The organism is Ciceribacter lividus (genome assembly GCF_003337715.1).
Taxonomy (GTDB): Bacteria; Pseudomonadota; Alphaproteobacteria; order Rhizobiales; family Rhizobiaceae; genus Allorhizobium; species Allorhizobium lividum.
Genome location: NZ_QPIX01000004.1, coordinates 81626 through 97738, shown reverse-complemented (window position 1 = coordinate 97738; position 16113 = coordinate 81626). Strand labels below are relative to the sequence as shown.

Sequence of the window (16113 nt, the reverse complement as noted above, 5' to 3'; positions counted from 1 at the left end):
CGACACTTCAGGGAGGAACGAGAATGAAACTGGTCCTGAACACGATCGCCGCACTACTCGCGGCAACAAGCCTGAACAGCCTTTCGGCGGCCGAACTGCGCATGTCGTGGTGGGGCGGAGACAGCCGCCACAAGGCGACACAGGAAGCTCTGAAGGTATGTGGCGAAAAGTACGGGCATACCATCGCGCCGGAGTTCACCGGCTGGGACGGACATCTTGAGAAAGTCACAACCCAGATCGCCGGCGGCACTGAGGCCGACATCATGCAGATCAACTGGCCGTGGTTGCCGTTGTTTTCGATCAACGGTGATGGCTTTGCGGACCTCAGGGAATATGCCGACATCATAGATCTCGGACAATGGACGGAGTCGGACCTTCAGGGCGGCACCATAAATGGGAAACTGAACGGACTTCCGGTGTCCACCACCGGCCGTGTCTTCCTGTTCAACACGACCACCTTCGAAAAGGTCGGCCTTCCCATACCCAAGACCTGGGACGACCTATTCGCCTCGGCCAAGGTGCTGAAGGAGAAGATCGGCCCCGACACCCATCCGATGAATGCCGTGAAGGAGACGGCCATCCTGCTCGTCTCCCTGCAGGCGACCCAGAACACCGGCAAGGACATGATCGATCCGGAAACCAAGAAGGTCGCTTGGAGCGAGGCCGAGCTGGCAGCCGCCATCGGCTTCTATGGCAGAATGGTCAGCGAAGGCGTCGTCATGTCACAGAAGGACCTCGCCGGCGAAGGCAATCTCAATCTCTTCGAGAGCCCCAAATGGGCCGATGGCCGGATCGCCGGCTCCTATGAATGGGACTCCACCTATTCGAAGTATGCCGATCCCCTGCAAGAGGGACAGAAACTCGTTCCGGTGCCGCATCTGAAAGATGCCGATGCCGTCAGCGAGGGGGTGTACCGCAAGCCGTCGATGGTATTTTCGATTTCCCGAAACTCGAAAGATCCGAAGGCGGCGGCGCAGATCCTGAACTGCCTTCTGAACGAACCAGAGGCCATCAAGATTCTCGGTACCAGCCGCGGGCTCCCGGCGAGCAAAATCGCCGCGGAAACGGTCGCCGGCTCGGTGGAGCCGGAACTCGCGACAGCACACAGGATCATCATGGCAGCTACGGGGCCGGCGGTCTCCCCGCTGAACGAGGATCCGAAAATCCGTAACATCTTCCTCGATACGCTGGAGGAATATTCCTACGGGCAGCTCGATTCCACAGCTGCAGCCAAACAGATCATCACCGGGATCGACGAAGTCCTTGCAGAGCTCTGATCCCGAACTCCGCGTGCCGCTTTCAAGGACGGCACGCCCCAACGGAACGACCCTAAATGCCCTCGATCGTGTTACTGGCCGCAACGGCCCGGACGGCCACCATCGCCGTCGAACCGACACTGTACCGCTACCATCTACCCCAACCGTTCGACTGGCGGCTCACGTTCGACAACGGGAAGACGGCGTCGGGCGGTGTCACGGAGACTATCGTCTTCACGCTCGTCGATCTTGAACCGAGCACCGGCTACGCTCTTACGATTGGCGACACGAGGTTCGCTTTCATGACGGAGGCCGAAAGCAAGCTGGTCTCGATCAGTGACTTCGGTGCCGAACCCGCCCGTGACGACAACACGGCATTCATACAGGCGGCTATTGATGCCTTGCCCCACGATGCCACGTTGCGCATCCCCCGCGGCACCTGGCTCAGCGGCCCGTTGTTCCTGAAGAGCCACATGACGCTTTTGCTAGAGGACGGCGCGGTGCTGTCGGCTCATTCCGACCGTTCCCAGTATCCTGTTCTGCCCGCGTATGACGATACCGGCCGCGTACTCGGGACCTGGGAAGGTGTGGCGGAGCAATGCTATGCAAGCCTGCTCACGGCACTTGGCTGCGAGAGACTGACGATCACGGGAGCCGGCGTCGTCGACGGCGGCGGCGACCGCGGCGACTGGTGGACCTGGGCGAAGGAGACGAGAAACGGCGCCCGCCGGCCTCGCACGATTTTCGTCTCCAACGGACGCGACATTCGCCTGACCGGTCTCACCGTGCGCAATTCGCCGTCCTGGACCATCCACCCGGTTCTTTGCCGAAACGTGCTCATGGCAGGTCTCGCGATCGAGAATGATCCAGATTCACCAAATACCGACGGACTCAACCCGGAATGCTGTCGAAATGTCACGCTCTCGGGCATTCGCTTTTCGGTCGGCGACGACTGCATCGCGATCAAAGCCGGAAAACGTGCCCCCCGAGGCGGGCTCGACCAGCCGTGCGAGAACATTCGCGTTCAGAACTGTCTGATGGAGCGCGGACATGGCGGCGTCGTCATCGGCAGCGAAATGAGCGGTTCGGTTCGTGACGTCATGATATCGCGTTGCGTCATGCAGCGCACCGATCGAGGTCTGCGAATCAAGACCCGCCGCGGGCGTGGTGGAGAAGTGCGCGCCGTTTGTCTCGAAGATTGCGAGATGGACCACGTCGCGACACCGATTGTCGTGAATGCGTTCTATTTCTGTGACCCCGACGGATGCTCCGATTGGGTACAATCGCGAGCCCCGCGGCCTGTTGACGAAGGCACACCGCATATTGCGGAAATCTCGGTTCGACGTCTTACCGCAACCAATACGCATATTGCCGCGGCCGCGCTCTACGGTTTGCCGGAAGCACCGATCAGGAATGTCTCGGTGAAGGACTTTGCCGTTACCTATGCACCCGACGCGGTCGCTGCGGTCCCCGTGATGGCCTGCGGGGTGAACCCCGTACGGCACGCCGGCATTCTGGCGGAGAACGCTGAATTCGGCGGTGTGCCGGACTTCACCGTTCTCGATCCCTGCCAAGCCGAGTGGCTCTGAGCAATGCTGAGCACTTATTTTGACAGCTATGCGCGCGATTACGCCTATTACAAGGGAGGAGCCTGGTGCTACGAGGACGGATGTCTCTATCGCGGACTGTCTGCGCTCCACGATGCGACCGGCGACGGACGCTGGCTTGATCATCTGGTTCGGCTGGTCAACGGCCAGATCGACCCCACGGGCGAAATACGCGGCTATGCCGCGGAAGAGTACAACATCGACAACCTGTTGCCGGGACGTGCGTTGCTTTACCTCGACCGGCACACGCACGATCCGCGCTACCGCGCCGCGACGGAACATCTCGCCATTCAGCTCGAAGAGCATCCGCGCATTGCCGTCGGATGCTACTGGCACAAATTGCGCTACCCGCATCAGGTCTGGCTCGATGGCCTCTACATGACGCTGCCGTTCAAGGTGGAGCTTGGCCGAGCGACAGACAGGCCAGCGCTTGTTGCCGACGCCACACGGCAGATGCTGACCGCACTCACGCTCACCTTTGACGAAAAAAGCCGTCTTTATCGTCACGGCTATGACGAACGCCGTCAGCAACCCTGGGCCGACAAAGATACCGGCCTTTCCCCGACGCATTGGGCACGCGCGATAGGCTGGATGGCGATGGCGCTGGTCGATCTCGTCGAATGCCTGCCAGCCGGTAGCGAGCGCGATACGCTCGCAAGCCACCTTCGCGAACTCTCGGTCCGTCTCAAGCAACTACGCACGCCGGACGGGCGATGGCTTCAGGTGATCGATCAGCCAGATCTTCCCGATAACTATGCCGAAAGCTCGGCAACGGCCATGTTCGCATATGCCTATCTCAAGGCGGCACGGTTGGGCGTGGCAGGTGTCGACCCGGAGATTGGACAAGCCGCGTTCCGGTCGCTGCAGGAAAACGCATTGCGTCCCGACGGAAAGGACCGGATTGTACTCTGGGATGTCTGCTGCGTGGCAGGACTGGGGGGGCTCGGAGGAGTCTATCGTGACGGAACACCCGCCTACTACCTGTCGGAACCCTTGCAGCCCGACGACGTGAAGGGCGTCGGACCGTTGATGATGGCTGAGGCCGAGCGCCTCCGCCTTTCGCAGGCGGCGCTCGCCGACAGACGATAGAGCCGACGACGTCGATCCCTCTGATCTGACCGCCTGCACCACTTCTCGCCAATCCGGGGCGATAGCAGAGACTTGGCGATCATGCGCGCATGCCAGCGAGAGAAACGCCGTTGTGTGAGCGGATGCGAGATGCCAGTATTTCCGCCGAGAGTGCCGACGCAGGACGTCCGGTAAATAGCTCGAGGAGGGGAATTTTGACAGTCAACGCCTTTCGAACCGCCGGGCACCATCTGCTGAACAGGTTTCTGTCCAATCTCGTGGCAGCTGCGATCCTCGTCATACCGGCGAACGCGTTCGGCGGGGCTTCGGACAAGTCGCTTGTCCTCGGCATGACAATCGAGCCGACGGGCCTTGATCCGACGATCGCAGCGCCAGTTGCGATCGGGCAAGTCACATGGCAGAACCTCTTCGAGGGCCTCGTCACCATCGACCAGGACGGCGACATCAAGCCGCAACTAGCAAAGAGTTGGAGCATCTCCTCTGATGGCCTTACCTATACCTTCAAGCTACAACGCGACGTAACCTTTCATGACGGCGAAGCATTCGATTCCGCGGTCGCCAAGGCGTCTCTGGAACGTGCCCGCGGTGCAGACTCGGTCAACCCGCAGAAGCGCTTCTTCGCGTCGATTGCAGGGATCGAAACGCCAGACGCAGAAACGCTCGTCCTCAAGCTCAGGGAACCTGCCGGGAGTCTGCTCTATTGGCTCGCATGGCCGTCATCGGTGATCGTGGGCACCAGGAGCGCGGAAAGCGACAAAACAACGCCGGTCGGGACAGGTCCCTTCCGATTCGTCCGGTGGGTGAAAGGCGACAAGGTCGAACTCGCTGCCAATCCGGATTACTGGAACAAGGAGGTATCGGTCGGACTTCAGAAAGTGACCTTCCGCTTCATATCCGACCCGCAGGCACAGGCGGCGGCACTGAAGTCCGGCGATGTCGACGCGTTTCCGGAGTTCGCCGCGCCGGAGCTCGTCGGAAGCTTCAAGGACGACCCGAACCTGACGACCGTCATCGGCAACACGGAACTCAAGGTCGTCGCAGGCATGAACAACGCGCGCAAGCCGTTCGACGACAAGCGAGTCCGCCAGGCCCTGATGATGGCAGTTGATCGCAAGACGCTGATCGATGGAGCATGGTCGGGCTTCGGAACTCCGATCGGCAGCCACTATACGCCCAATGATCGCGGGTTCGTCGACTTGACCGGCATCCATCCTTACGATCCCGAAAAGGCGAAGGCACTGCTGGCGGAAGCAGGCTATCCGGACGGCTTCACTTTTATGATGAAGGCACCGCAGATGGCCTATGCCAGCCGCAGTGCCGAGATAATGCAGGCCATGTTTGCGGAGATCGGAGTCACGATGACCATCGAGACAACCGAATTCCCGGCGAAGTGGGTGCAGGAGGTCTTCAAGAATGCGGACTATGATATAACGATCGTCGCTCATGCCGAGCCGACGGACATCGACATCTACGGTCGCGATTCCTACTACTTCAACTACAAGAATCCGATGCTGAACGACCTCATAAGGAAGGCCGAGCATACGGCTGACCCGGCAACGAGAGACGCGCTTTATGGCGAGGCTCAAAAGATCCTCGCGGAAGACGTACCGGCCCTCTATCTCTTCGTGATGCCGAAGCTCGGTGTCTGGAAAAAGAAGCTTGAAGGGCTTTGGGCGAACGAGCCTATCCCTTCAAACGTATTGACGAACGTCCATTGGAAAGAGTGAACGCCATCCCCGGCAGGACTGATGTCCGGCACTGCAGCACGGCCCGTTGCAGGGCCGGCGACGCAGCGGAGCGGCGACGGCGTTCGGCTACCTGCGAATGCGGGAGATATCTGCGATGATGGCCTTGCTGGCACGCCGCATGGCAGCCTTGTTCCTGACGCTTCTTGCCGTGTCGGCGCTTGTTTTTCTCGTCATGGACGTGCTGCCGGGCGATCCGGCAGCGATCATGCTCGGCACGTCGGCAAGCCCGGATACGCTTGCCGCCCTGCGTCATGAACTCGGGCTCAATCAGCCGCTCGTGTTTCGCTATTTTTCATGGATCGCGAATGCGCTTCATGGCGATTTCGGCACGTCATACGTCTATGGCGTTCCAGTCTCCCAGTTGCTTGTCGAACGTCTTGCAGTGACCCTTCCACTTACGGTCATAGCGGTGACGCTCTCCCTTGCGATCTCGGTGCCGCTCGGAACCCTCTCGGCGGCGCGGCACAATTCCGTGCTCGATCACGTCGTCGGCGTCATCTCGCAGCTCTTCATCGCCGTTCCGGGTTTCTGGGTCGCACTCCTGCTCATTCTTCTCTTCTCCGTCGGCCTTGGACTGATGCCGGCGGGCGGCTTCCCGGGATGGGAGAGCGGCTTCTGGGCGGCGCTGAAGTCGCTTGTCTTGCCGGCCGTCGCGCTCGCGCTGCCACAGGCCGGCGTCCTGACACGGGTAACCCGCTCGGCCGTGCTCGAAGTGCTGAACGAGGATTTCGTCCGCACCGCGCGGGCGAAGGGTCTGCCGCGAAGAGTTGCGCTCTGGCGGCATGCCGTTCCAAACGCCCTGATCCCCGTCGTCACGGTTCTCGGCCTGCAACTTACCTTCCTCATTGCCGGAGCGATCCTCGTCGAGAATGTCTTCAACCTCCCGGGGTTGGGCAGGCTCGCCTACCAATCGCTGATGCAGAGGGACATCCTCGTTATGCAGGATGTCGTCCTGTTGTTTGCCGGCCTCGTCGTCATCATGAGTTTCGTGGTCGATCTTTCCTATCTCTTCCTTGATCCACGATTGAGGCAGGTAAGCACATGACGTATCCTGGCGAGAGCGAGGCGGCGATGGCCGCTGAGCCGGCGACCCGCCGGCTGCCGGGACGAGGCGCGGGAGTTATTGCTGGCGGGGCTGTGACCAGCACTCTCGTCGCCGTCGCGCTGATCTCACTGGTCTGGACGCCGCTCCCCTCGGGCAAGATGCAGATCGCGCACAAGCTGCAGCCGCCGCTATCCTATGGTCTGCTCGGGACCGACCAATACGGGCGCGATGTCCTGTCCATGCTGATGGCCGGCGCATGGAACTCGCTGTCGATCGCTGCCGCGGCCGTCGCCCTCGGCGCGTCGATCGGGACTGTGATCGGGATGTTTGCCGCCGCCAGACGTGGTCTTCCGGACGCATTCGTCATGCGCGCGGCGGACGTGGTCTTTGCTGTTCCGCCGATCCTGTCGGCGATGATGCTCGGCGCGTTTCTCGGCGCGGGACGGACGACGGCGGTGATTGCCATCGCTGTGTTCATGGTCCCCGTCTTCGCACGTGTCGCCGCCGGTGCGGCACGGCAGATCTGGTCGCGCAACTATGTTCTTGCCGCACGCGGCGCAGGCAAGGGCGATTTGCGCATTACCATCGAGCATGTGTTTCCCAATATCGCGAGCCAGATCATCGTACACGCGACGATCCAGCTCGGTCTCGCAATCCTGACCGAGGCGGGTTTGAGCTTCCTCGGGCTCGGGACACCGCCGCCCGCGCCGACCTGGGGCCGCATGCTCGCCGATGCGCAGACCTATCTCGAAACCGCTCCATGGCTCGCCATTCTGCCCGGAAGTGCGATCGCCGCGGCCGTCCTTGGCTTCAACATGCTGGGCGATGGACTGCGCGACCTGTTCGATCCGCGGACCGAGGGCCGCCCATGAAGGGCGAAACTCTGCTTGCTGTCGACGGGTTGACCGTGTCGCTCCACGGAAGCGATGGCGCGGCATCCTCGATATTGCGCGACGTATCGTTCGACCTGCGCGAGGGCGAGACACTCGGAATTGTCGGAGAATCCGGCTCCGGAAAGTCTCTGCTTGCCCTTGCGATCATGGGCCTGCTGCCGACGACGGCCACGCCGGACGGTCGCATCACCTTCGAGCAACAGAACCTGCTGACGCTCTCGGACGACGAGATGTGCCATGTCCGCGGAAACAGGATCGGCATGATCTTCCAGGAGCCGGCAACCGCCCTCAATCCGGCGATGACGATCGGCGACCAGGTTGCGGAGGGGCTCGTCTGGCACAGGAGAATGAGCTGGCGGGCTGCCCGTGCCGAGGCACTCCGACTGCTCGACCGGGTGCGGATTCCGGATGCCCACCGCCGAGCAGGAACATATCCGCACGAAATGTCCGGCGGGCAGCGCCAGCGCGTCGGCATCGCGATCGCCCTCGCGCTGGAACCGGCCTTGCTCATCGCGGACGAACCCACGACGGCTTTGGACGTCACCGTGCAGGCGGAGATTCTCGACGTTCTCGATGAACTCGTCAGAGACCAGGGTATGGCTCTCATCTTCGTCAGCCACGATCTCGGCGTCGTCGCCAATACCTGCGAGCGCATGATCGTCATGTATGCAGGACGGATCATGGAGGAGGGAGCGACACGCGCGGTTCTCGCCGATCCGGCCAATCCGTACACACGCAGTCTTCTGCACGCCGTGCCGCGTCGTCTCGAAAGAGGACAGCGCCTCGCTACCATTCCGGGAGCGGCGCCGCACCTCACGCATCTTCCGCGCGGTTGCGCCTTTTCCGATCGTTGCCCGGAGCGTGAAGTGCGTTGCCGTGAGGTGGACCCGCCCTGGATCTCGCTGCCAGAGGGAAGAGGGAGCCGCTGCATCCATGACCCAAGCCGGGAAACGTCCCGATGAAAGCCCCGCTTCTCGACGTGCAAGAACTGACGCGTGACTACGTCTCACACACCGTGTTCTCGTCGCCACATCGCCATCGTGCACTCGACTCTGTGTCGATCCGTATGGAGCCCGCGAGCATTTTCGGCCTGGTCGGTGAATCCGGTTCCGGAAAATCGACGCTCGCGCGCATCGTTGCGGCGCTCGACCGGCCGACGTCCGGCAAGGTCATGTTCGACGGTGACGACCTTTTCGCACTACCCGCCCGGCAATTAATGCGCCGGCGTAGCGCGTTCCAGATGGTATTCCAGGACCCGTTCGGGTCCCTCGACCCACGCCAGAGGATAGGCAGGACCGTGGCCGAGCCGCTCCATGCCTTGCCGGCACATCTCGGTCGTCGGCAGATTGAGGACAGGGTAGCCGAAGTATTGGAGAGTGTCGGACTGTCCGTCGACCATACGCGCCGCTACCCGCATGAGTTTTCCGGTGGGCAACGCCAGCGCATCGCGATAGCTCGCGCACTGGTAACCGAGCCGAAGCTGGTCATCGCGGACGAGCCGGTCTCCGCGCTCGACCTCTCGGTTCAGGCTCAGATACTCAATCTCATTATGGATTTGCGCGAGCGCCGTGGCGTTGCATTCCTCTTCATCAGCCACAATCTTGCAGCAGTCGATTGCATCGCTGACACCGTGGGCGTGATGTACGGTGGCCGGATCGTGGAAACGGGACCGGCCGACGAGGTCTTTCGAACGCCGCTCCATCCATACTCGCAGGCCCTGGCGGCGGCCGAGCCGAGTGTCCAAGTGCAGCATCGGCAGAAGCCGCAGGTGCGGCTGCCGCGCAGAGTGCCGGCAGGAGAAAACGATTGCGCGTTTCGATCGAGGTGCCCGCTCGCCATCGAACGATGCGCGACGGAACGTCCGGAATTGCGTCCGGTATCAGCCGGACGCTCTGTCGCCTGCCATCGCCCGAGCCTCGACAGGACCTGATGCTGAACCGGCGGCATCCGCAATGGCAGGGGCCGCCAGCAGCCTGATCATCAGCCGGCAGCCTTCAGGCGGCCCTTCGCGACGAGACGTGCGCGGATCGATTCGACGTCTGCCCGCGGTGTCGCCGCAAACAGCGTCTTCGTATACTCATGCTGTGGGTCGGAGAACACTGCGTCGCGCGTGCCGTACTCGACGGCCTCACCGAAATACATCACCATGACCTCGTCAGCGATATAACGAACCACCGAAAGGTCGTGGCTGATGAAGACGTAGGTCAGCCCGAACTCGTCCTGCAGGTCGGCGAGCAGGTTCAGAACCTGAGCCTGGACCGAGAGATCGAGCGCCGACACCGGTTCGTCGAGCACCAGCAGCTTCGGATTGAGCATCAAGGCGCGGGCGATAGCGATGCGCTGGCGCTGGCCGCCGGAGAACATGTGCGGATACCGATTGTAGTGCTCCGGTCCGAGACCCACCTTGATCAGCATCTCGGTGGCGCGCTCCCGTCGCTCCGCTGCCGACATGCCGGTATTGATCTGCAGGGGTTCACCGAGGACGTCACCGATCTTCTGGCGCGGATTGAGCGATCCGTAGGGGTTCTGAAAGACGATTTGCACCTTCCGGCGCATCTCGGGGGTCAGATGCCCCGGACGGGTGTCGACCTTGTTTCCGTCGATAAGGAGTTCGCCCGAAGTCGGTTCGTCGATGAAGGTGAGGATGCGGGCGAGAGTCGACTTGCCGCACCCGCTTTCACCGACAATCGCCAGCGTCTTTCCGGCCTCCAGCGAGAAGGACACACCCTTCACGGCATGAACGATCTTCTCCGGTTTGAAGAGGCCGGTCGGCACATGATAGTCGCGCTTGATGTCGCGGATCTCGAGCATCGGCCTGGTCTTTTCCTGCGTGGCGCTCATGCGTCTTCTCCCGCGGCTTCCGCTCCGGTCATGAAGTCGGAGACCGTCGTCAGGCGGTCACCGGTTGCGTTTTCCGGCAGCGCGGACAGCAACGCTTTGGTGTAGTTGCTCTTCGGCGACTCGAAGAGCGACAGGACGTCGGCTTCTTCCATCTTCCGTCCCTTGTATTGGACAATTACCCGATCGGCCGTCTCCGCCACCACGCCCATGTCGTGGGTGATCATGATGAGGCCCATCCCGTTCTTCGCCTGCAGCGACATCAGGAGGTCGAGAATCTGCTTCTGGATGGTGACGTCGAGCGCTGTGGTCGGCTCGTCGGCGATCAGAAGCTTCGGATTACAGGCGATTGCCATGGCGATCATCACGCGCTGGCACTGACCACCGGACATCTGGTGCGGGAAATGGCCGAGCCGTTCTTCCGGATTGGGAAGGCCGACCTGGCGGAGAAGTTCCACCGCTCGCGTTCGGCGCGTCTTCCTGTCCATTCCCATATGCACGCGAAGAACTTCCTCGATCTGGAAGCCGACCGTGAAGCAGGGGTTGAGGCTTGCGACCGGCTCCTGGAAGATCATCGCGATGTCCTTGCCGATCAGCTCACGACGAGCGGCCGGCGAGAGATTCCGGATGTCGCGCCCCTCAAACAGCATGCGATCGGCAGTGATCTTCGCCGTCCATGGCAGAAGCCCCATCACCGCCAGCATGGAGACGGACTTCCCCGAGCCGGATTCACCGACGATCGCCAGCACTTCACCGGCATCGACCGAGAGCGAAACGCCATCGACGGCCTTGAACCACCCCGTCGCCGTTTCGAACTCGACCGTCAGATTCTGGATTTCGAGCAGGGCCATGTCACGACCTCTTCATCTTCGGATCGAGTGCATCGCGCAGGCCGTCGCCCATCAGGTTGATGGCCAGCACGGTGATGAGGATTGCAAGACCGGGGAAGGTGACGACCCACCAGGCCCGGAGGATAAATTCGCGCGCTTCGGCAAGCATCGTGCCCCATTCGGGGGCCGGCGGCTGGGCGCCCATGCCGAGGAAACCGAGTGCGGCCGCGTCAAGGATGGCGTTCGAAAACGACAACGTCGCCTGGACGATCAACGGCGCCATGCAGTTCGGCAGGATCGTCTTGAACATCAGGCGAAGCGGGCTCGCACCAGCGAGGCGGGCAGCTGTGACGTAGTCGCGCGTCTTTTCCGACATCACGGCTGCTCGTGTCAGGCGCACGAAGTGCGGCTGCAGGACGAGTGCGATGGCAATCATGCCGTTGGTCAGGCCTGGGCCAAGGATCGCGACGAGAACAAGTGCAAGCAGCAGCGACGGAAAGGCCAGGATGATGTCCATCAGGCGCATAATCGCCGTGTCGAGCCAGCCGCCGTAGTAGCCGGCGATGACCCCAATCGCGATGCCCGTCGTCAGCGACAGCGTGGTAACGAAGACGCCGATGAAGAGCGAATACTGCGAGCCGTAGATCAGGCGCGAAAGGATGTCGCGACCAACGGGATCGGTGCCGAGCGGATAGCTCCAGTTGCCGCCTTCGAGCCAAGCCGGGGGCAGCAGAACCGCGTCGCGATACTGCTCGAAGGGGGAATGCGGAGCGATGACGCCGGCAAAGACGGCGATCAGCACGAGAGCGACGAAAACGACAAGGCCGATGACTGCGCCGCGGTTTTCGGAAAAGTAGAACCAAAACTCGGCCAGCATCTGGCGGCGCAACTGAGCGCTCGAAATCGGCTGGCTGTTTGTTGTCTCTGCCATGGGATTTTATCCTTCTAGTGGCGGATGCGCGGGTTGATCAGGCCGTAGAGCAGATCGACGATCAGGTTCACGACCATGATGATGCCGGCGATCAGGAGGAGGCCTCCCTGGATGACCGGGTAGTCACGGCGGAAGACGCTGTCGACCATCCACTTGCCGATGCCCGGCCAGGAGAAGATCGTCTCGGTAAGGATGGCGCCGGCGAGCATCACGCCGATCTGGAGGCCGATCGTGGTGATGACCGGGATCATCGCGTTGCGCAGCGCATGCAGACCGACGACGCGCATCGGAGACAGACCCTTGGCCCGGGCGGTCCGGATGTAATCTTCCGACAGGACTTCGAGCATGGCGGAGCGCGTCTGACGGGCGATGACGGCGAGCGGAATGGTCGCCAGCACGATCGACGGCAGGACCAGATGGCTGACCGCCGAGGCGAAGGCGCCCTTCTGGCCCGACAGCAGGCTGTCGATCAACATGAAGCCGGTGACCGGCGGGAAGAAGAACATCAGCGAGATGCGACCGGATACCGGGGTCCATTGCAGGATACCGGAGAAGAGGATGATCAGTAGCAGGCCCCACCAGAAGATCGGCATGGAGTAACCGACGAGGGCGATGCCCATCATGGTCTGGTCGAAGAAGGAGCCGCGCTTGATGGCCGCGATGATGCCGGCCGGGACGCCGATCGCGATTGCGATCAGGATCGCACAGAGCGAAAGCTCGACGGTTGCCGGGAAGAGCGCGAAAAACTGGTCGATGATCGGGCTTTTCGACACGATCGAGGTGCCGAAATCACCCGTCAGCACGCCGCCGAGATAGTCGAAATACTGGACCACGATCGGCCGATCGAGGCCAAGCTGCGCACTGATCTGAGCGTGGCGTTCGGGCGACATGACACGCTCGCCAGAAAGCAGCGCGACGGGATCACCGGGAAGAAGCCGGATGAAGGCGAAGGCAATGATCGAGACGCCGATGAAGGTCGGGATCAAGACGGCGAGCCGTCGCAGGAGAAAGCCAAACATTTGTGAGACCCGTTGTTTTTTGAGAGGTCGAACCGCGGCCCCATGGCCGTCTCAGTTTGCCCGGACCGCTTCAGCGGAGCCTTCGAGCATGACGCGAGATCGATCCCGCATCAACGACAAACGCCGCGGGCCAAGGCCCGCGGCGAAACAGTGACGGTTCCGATTACTCGGCGATGTCGACGTTTTCGAAGGTGAAGTCGCCGAGCGGGCTCTGAACGAAGCCGGAGACTTCCTTGCGCATCGGAACGACCGAGAGCGAGTGGTCGATCGTGGCCCAAGGCGCTTCGCGCTTGAACACGAGCTGCGCTTCTTCGTAGAGCTTGGTGCGCTCAGCCTGGTCCGACGTGACCTTGGCTTTCTTCACCAGGGCGTTGAACTCTTCGTTGCACCACTGGGCACGGTTGTTGCCGCCGACGGCTTCGCAGCCGAGCAGGGTGTCGAGGAAGTTGTCCGGGTCGCCGTTGTCGCCGGTCCAGCCGAGCATGACGGCACCGTCACGATCCTTGGCCTTCGAACGGTCGAGGTATTCGGCCCATTCGTAGGACACGATCTCGACCTTCACGCCGATCTTGGCGAAGTCGTCCTGCATGATTTCAGCGGCGCGACGTGCGTTCAGCATGTAGGGACGCGAAACCGGCATCGCCCAGATCTTCATCGACAGATCCTTGACGCCGGCGGCTTCGAGTTCCTTCTTCGCCGCGTCGAGGTCGTAGGAGTCGTCCTGGGTGGCCTGGTTGTAGGACCACATCGTCGGCGGGATCGGATTCTTCGCCGGCGTTGCCATACCCTGGAAGACGGCATCAACGATGGCTTCCTTGTTGATCGCCTTGTTGAGCGCCTTGCGAACTTCGACCTTGTCGAACGGGGCCTGGGTCGTGTTGTAGGCGAGGTAGGCGACGTTCAGGCCTTCCTGCTCCATGACGGTGAGGGTCGGATCAGCCTTCATCGACTCGACATCGGCAGCGTTCGGGAACGGCATCAGGTGGCATTCGCCGGCCTTCAGCTTCTGATAGCGAACCGCAGCATCCGTGGTGATCGCGAAGACGAGGTCGTCGATCTTGGGTGCGCCACCCCAATAGTCGGCGTTCTTCTTGTAGCGGATGACGGCGTCCTGCTGGTAGCCGACGAAGACGAACGGTCCGGTTCCAACCGGCATCTGGTTCAGCTGTTCCTTCTTGCCTTCGGCTTCGAGCTTGTCGGCGTATTCCTTCGAAACGATCGAGGCGAAAGGCATCGCGAGATTGGCGATGAACGGTGCTTCCGGACGATTCAGGACGAACTTGACGGTCAGGTCATCGACCTTCTCGATTGACTTGATCAGTTCCGGGAAGCCCATGCCTGCAGCATACTCCCAGGAGGTACCTGCGACGTACTGGTTCCACGGATGGTCAGCCTTGATCTGGCGCTCCAGCGAGAAGATGACGTCGTCCGCGTTGAGATCACGCGACGGCGTGAAGAATTCGGTCGTGTGGAACTTCACGCCCGGACGCAGCTTGAAGGTGTACTCGGTGCCATCAGCGTTGACTTCGTAGCTTTCGGCCAGACCGGCCTCGGCTTCCGTCGTGCCCGGCTTGAACTCCATTAGGCGGCTGTAGACCGGATGGGCAGAGGCGTCGAAGGTGGTGCCGGCAGTATACATGCCGGGGTCGAAACCTTCCGGCGAACCTTCCGAACAGTAGACGAAGGTCTTGGCGCTCGCGGCGCCGGCGAAGAAAGTCGCCGAAAGCAGTGCAGCAGCGATACCCAGTTTATACTTCATAGTGTGTCTCCCAATTGAAGAGGGCCGGACCGCCGGCCCGGGTTGTTTCAACGGCTCGCGGTTCCGGCCGAAAGTTGGCCGCATTCTCCGAACTCTCTACACACACGCGTTCGCCACCTCGCCACGAGAAAACCCGAGGCGGTCCCTTTCACGATCGAAGCAAAACCGTTGGTCGGCTGCTCTGATCGAAGAAACTGAGAGGGGGAGAATTTTGTTCGGGTCGAGCCGATCGTCATTCGTGTTTTCTTGAATTGGCACGATTTTAGTATTTTTCTACCACCAAAGCGGTATGGGGCGCAGCATAACGATTACAAACCACTTGTCGAGCCAGTGACACGAACTTGCCCTAAAAATGTGTCTGAAAGGGCGAATGAGGCGTTTCTTGGCGATTTTGAGGTCGTTTTTTGGACGATACCGCCCGTTACAGGCCCGAAACTCGCTGGAGTCATGGGGCTGGCCTTCCCGATGCGGGTGTCCTAAGTCGTGTACCGGGAGATCGGGAATGTACACGCTTGAGAGCACAGAAACCTTTGAACAGGAAATCAAGAAAAGCCGGTTCCAGGCTGTCTCCGGTCCGGTCGCCACCGAGGCGGCGGCGAGGGATTTCATCGAAACCTGTTCAGAACACTCCGCCGGGCACAACTGCTGGGCATGGCGTATCGGCTCGATATACAGGTTCAGCGACGACGGTGAGCCGAGTGGAACGGCTGGAAGGCCGATTCTGCAAGCGATCGACGGACAGTCGCTGGACCATGTGGCTGTCGTCGTCAGTCGATGGTTCGGCGGCATCCTGCTCGGCAGCGGGGGTCTGATCCGCGCTTATGGTGGAACTGCAGCGACCTGCCTTCGAGCGGCGCAGAAAATCCTTGTCGTTCCGCGAGTACCCGCACAGGTGCGGGTCGGCTTTGCCGACCTGGCGCTCGTCAAGGCGCGCCTGCTTGCCGTGCCCAATCTCCGGATTGAAGAGGAGACCTTCACGGCTGAAGGTGCCGAACTCGCGCTCGCACTTCCGGCGCACGAAATCGCGGAGGTAAGCAGACTGGTTGCCGACCTTACAAGTGGCCGGTCGATGCTTCTCACATCGACCTAGGCAATAGC

At 61.4% G+C, this 16113-nt stretch carries 14 protein-coding genes; 9 read left to right on the top strand and 5 right to left on the bottom strand.

All coding sequences use genetic code 11. The features are described from left to right. The first annotated feature begins 23 nt into the window (after nucleotides 1–23). The 8 genes from DFR48_RS08850 (at nucleotide 24) to DFR48_RS08815 (ending at nucleotide 9568) form a co-directional block, all read left to right on the top strand. Nucleotides 24–1277, top strand: coding sequence for an ABC transporter substrate-binding protein (locus DFR48_RS08850; protein WP_114362801.1), 1254 nt, complete (start codon nucleotides 24–26; stop codon nucleotides 1275–1277). A 56-nt stretch (nucleotides 1278–1333) separates the two neighbouring features. After that, nucleotides 1334–2845 carry a polygalacturonase PglA gene (pglA, locus tag DFR48_RS08845; RefSeq protein WP_114362800.1) on the top strand — a complete coding sequence of 504 codons (1512 nt, stop codon included), beginning with the start codon at nucleotides 1334–1336 and terminating at the stop codon, nucleotides 2843–2845. A gap of 3 nt (nucleotides 2846–2848) precedes the next feature. Then, on the top strand, nucleotides 2849–3952 hold the full coding sequence (locus tag DFR48_RS08840; protein ID WP_114362799.1) for a glycoside hydrolase family 88/105 protein: 1104 nt from the start codon (nucleotides 2849–2851) through the stop codon (nucleotides 3950–3952). A 257-nt stretch (nucleotides 3953–4209) separates the two neighbouring features. Next, on the top strand, nucleotides 4210–5679 hold the full coding sequence (locus DFR48_RS08835; protein ID WP_245415573.1) for an ABC transporter substrate-binding protein: 1470 nt from the start codon (nucleotides 4210–4212) through the stop codon (nucleotides 5677–5679). A 115-nt stretch (nucleotides 5680–5794) separates the two neighbouring features. Beyond that, nucleotides 5795–6745 (top strand): ABC transporter permease, encoded by a 951-nt coding sequence (locus DFR48_RS08830; protein WP_114362797.1) that lies wholly within the window; start codon nucleotides 5795–5797, stop codon nucleotides 6743–6745. Beyond that, a complete protein-coding gene (locus tag DFR48_RS08825) occupies nucleotides 6742–7617 on the top strand; it encodes an ABC transporter permease (RefSeq protein ID WP_425359243.1) in 876 nt (291 codons plus the stop codon). Before DFR48_RS08830 ends, DFR48_RS08825 begins: the two co-directional genes overlap by 4 nt. Then, a complete protein-coding gene (locus DFR48_RS08820; RefSeq protein ID WP_114362796.1) occupies nucleotides 7614–8600 on the top strand; it encodes an ABC transporter ATP-binding protein in 987 nt (328 codons plus the stop codon). The genes DFR48_RS08825 and DFR48_RS08820 overlap by 4 nt, the downstream gene beginning before the upstream one ends. Then, a complete protein-coding gene (locus DFR48_RS08815) occupies nucleotides 8597–9568 on the top strand; it encodes an oligopeptide/dipeptide ABC transporter ATP-binding protein (RefSeq protein ID WP_114362795.1) in 972 nt (323 codons plus the stop codon). The genes DFR48_RS08820 and DFR48_RS08815 overlap by 4 nt, the downstream gene beginning before the upstream one ends. A gap of 50 nt (nucleotides 9569–9618) precedes the next feature. On the opposite strand, the gene DFR48_RS08810 is transcribed toward DFR48_RS08815, so the two are convergent. From DFR48_RS08810 to DFR48_RS08790, 5 genes are all read right to left on the bottom strand, one after another. Further along, on the bottom strand, nucleotides 9619–10479 hold the full coding sequence (locus DFR48_RS08810) for a dipeptide ABC transporter ATP-binding protein (RefSeq protein WP_114362794.1): 861 nt from the start codon (nucleotides 10477–10479) through the stop codon (nucleotides 9619–9621). Continuing rightward, nucleotides 10476–11327, bottom strand: coding sequence for an ABC transporter ATP-binding protein (locus DFR48_RS08805; RefSeq protein ID WP_114362793.1), 852 nt, complete (start codon nucleotides 11325–11327; stop codon nucleotides 10476–10478). Before DFR48_RS08805 ends, DFR48_RS08810 begins: the two co-directional genes overlap by 4 nt. Nucleotide 11328: 1 nt before the next feature. Next, nucleotides 11329–12237 carry an ABC transporter permease subunit gene (locus DFR48_RS08800; RefSeq protein ID WP_114362792.1) on the bottom strand — a complete coding sequence of 303 codons (909 nt, stop codon included), beginning with the start codon at nucleotides 12235–12237 and terminating at the stop codon, nucleotides 11329–11331. A gap of 14 nt (nucleotides 12238–12251) precedes the next feature. Continuing rightward, nucleotides 12252–13256 carry an ABC transporter permease subunit gene (locus tag DFR48_RS08795; protein ID WP_114362791.1) on the bottom strand — a complete coding sequence of 335 codons (1005 nt, stop codon included), beginning with the start codon at nucleotides 13254–13256 and terminating at the stop codon, nucleotides 12252–12254. 163 nt (nucleotides 13257–13419) lie between these two features. Then, entirely contained in the window at nucleotides 13420–15015 is a 1596-nt protein-coding gene (locus tag DFR48_RS08790; RefSeq protein WP_114362790.1) for an ABC transporter substrate-binding protein, read from the bottom strand. Nucleotides 15016–15517: 502 nt separating this feature from the next. On the opposite strand from DFR48_RS08790, the gene DFR48_RS08785 reads away from it, so the two are divergent. Beyond that, the gene (locus DFR48_RS08785; protein ID WP_114362789.1) at nucleotides 15518–16105 is read left to right on the top strand and encodes an IMPACT family protein; all 588 of its coding nucleotides are present in this window, start codon (nucleotides 15518–15520) and stop codon (nucleotides 16103–16105) included. Nucleotides 16106–16113 lie beyond the last annotated feature (8 nt).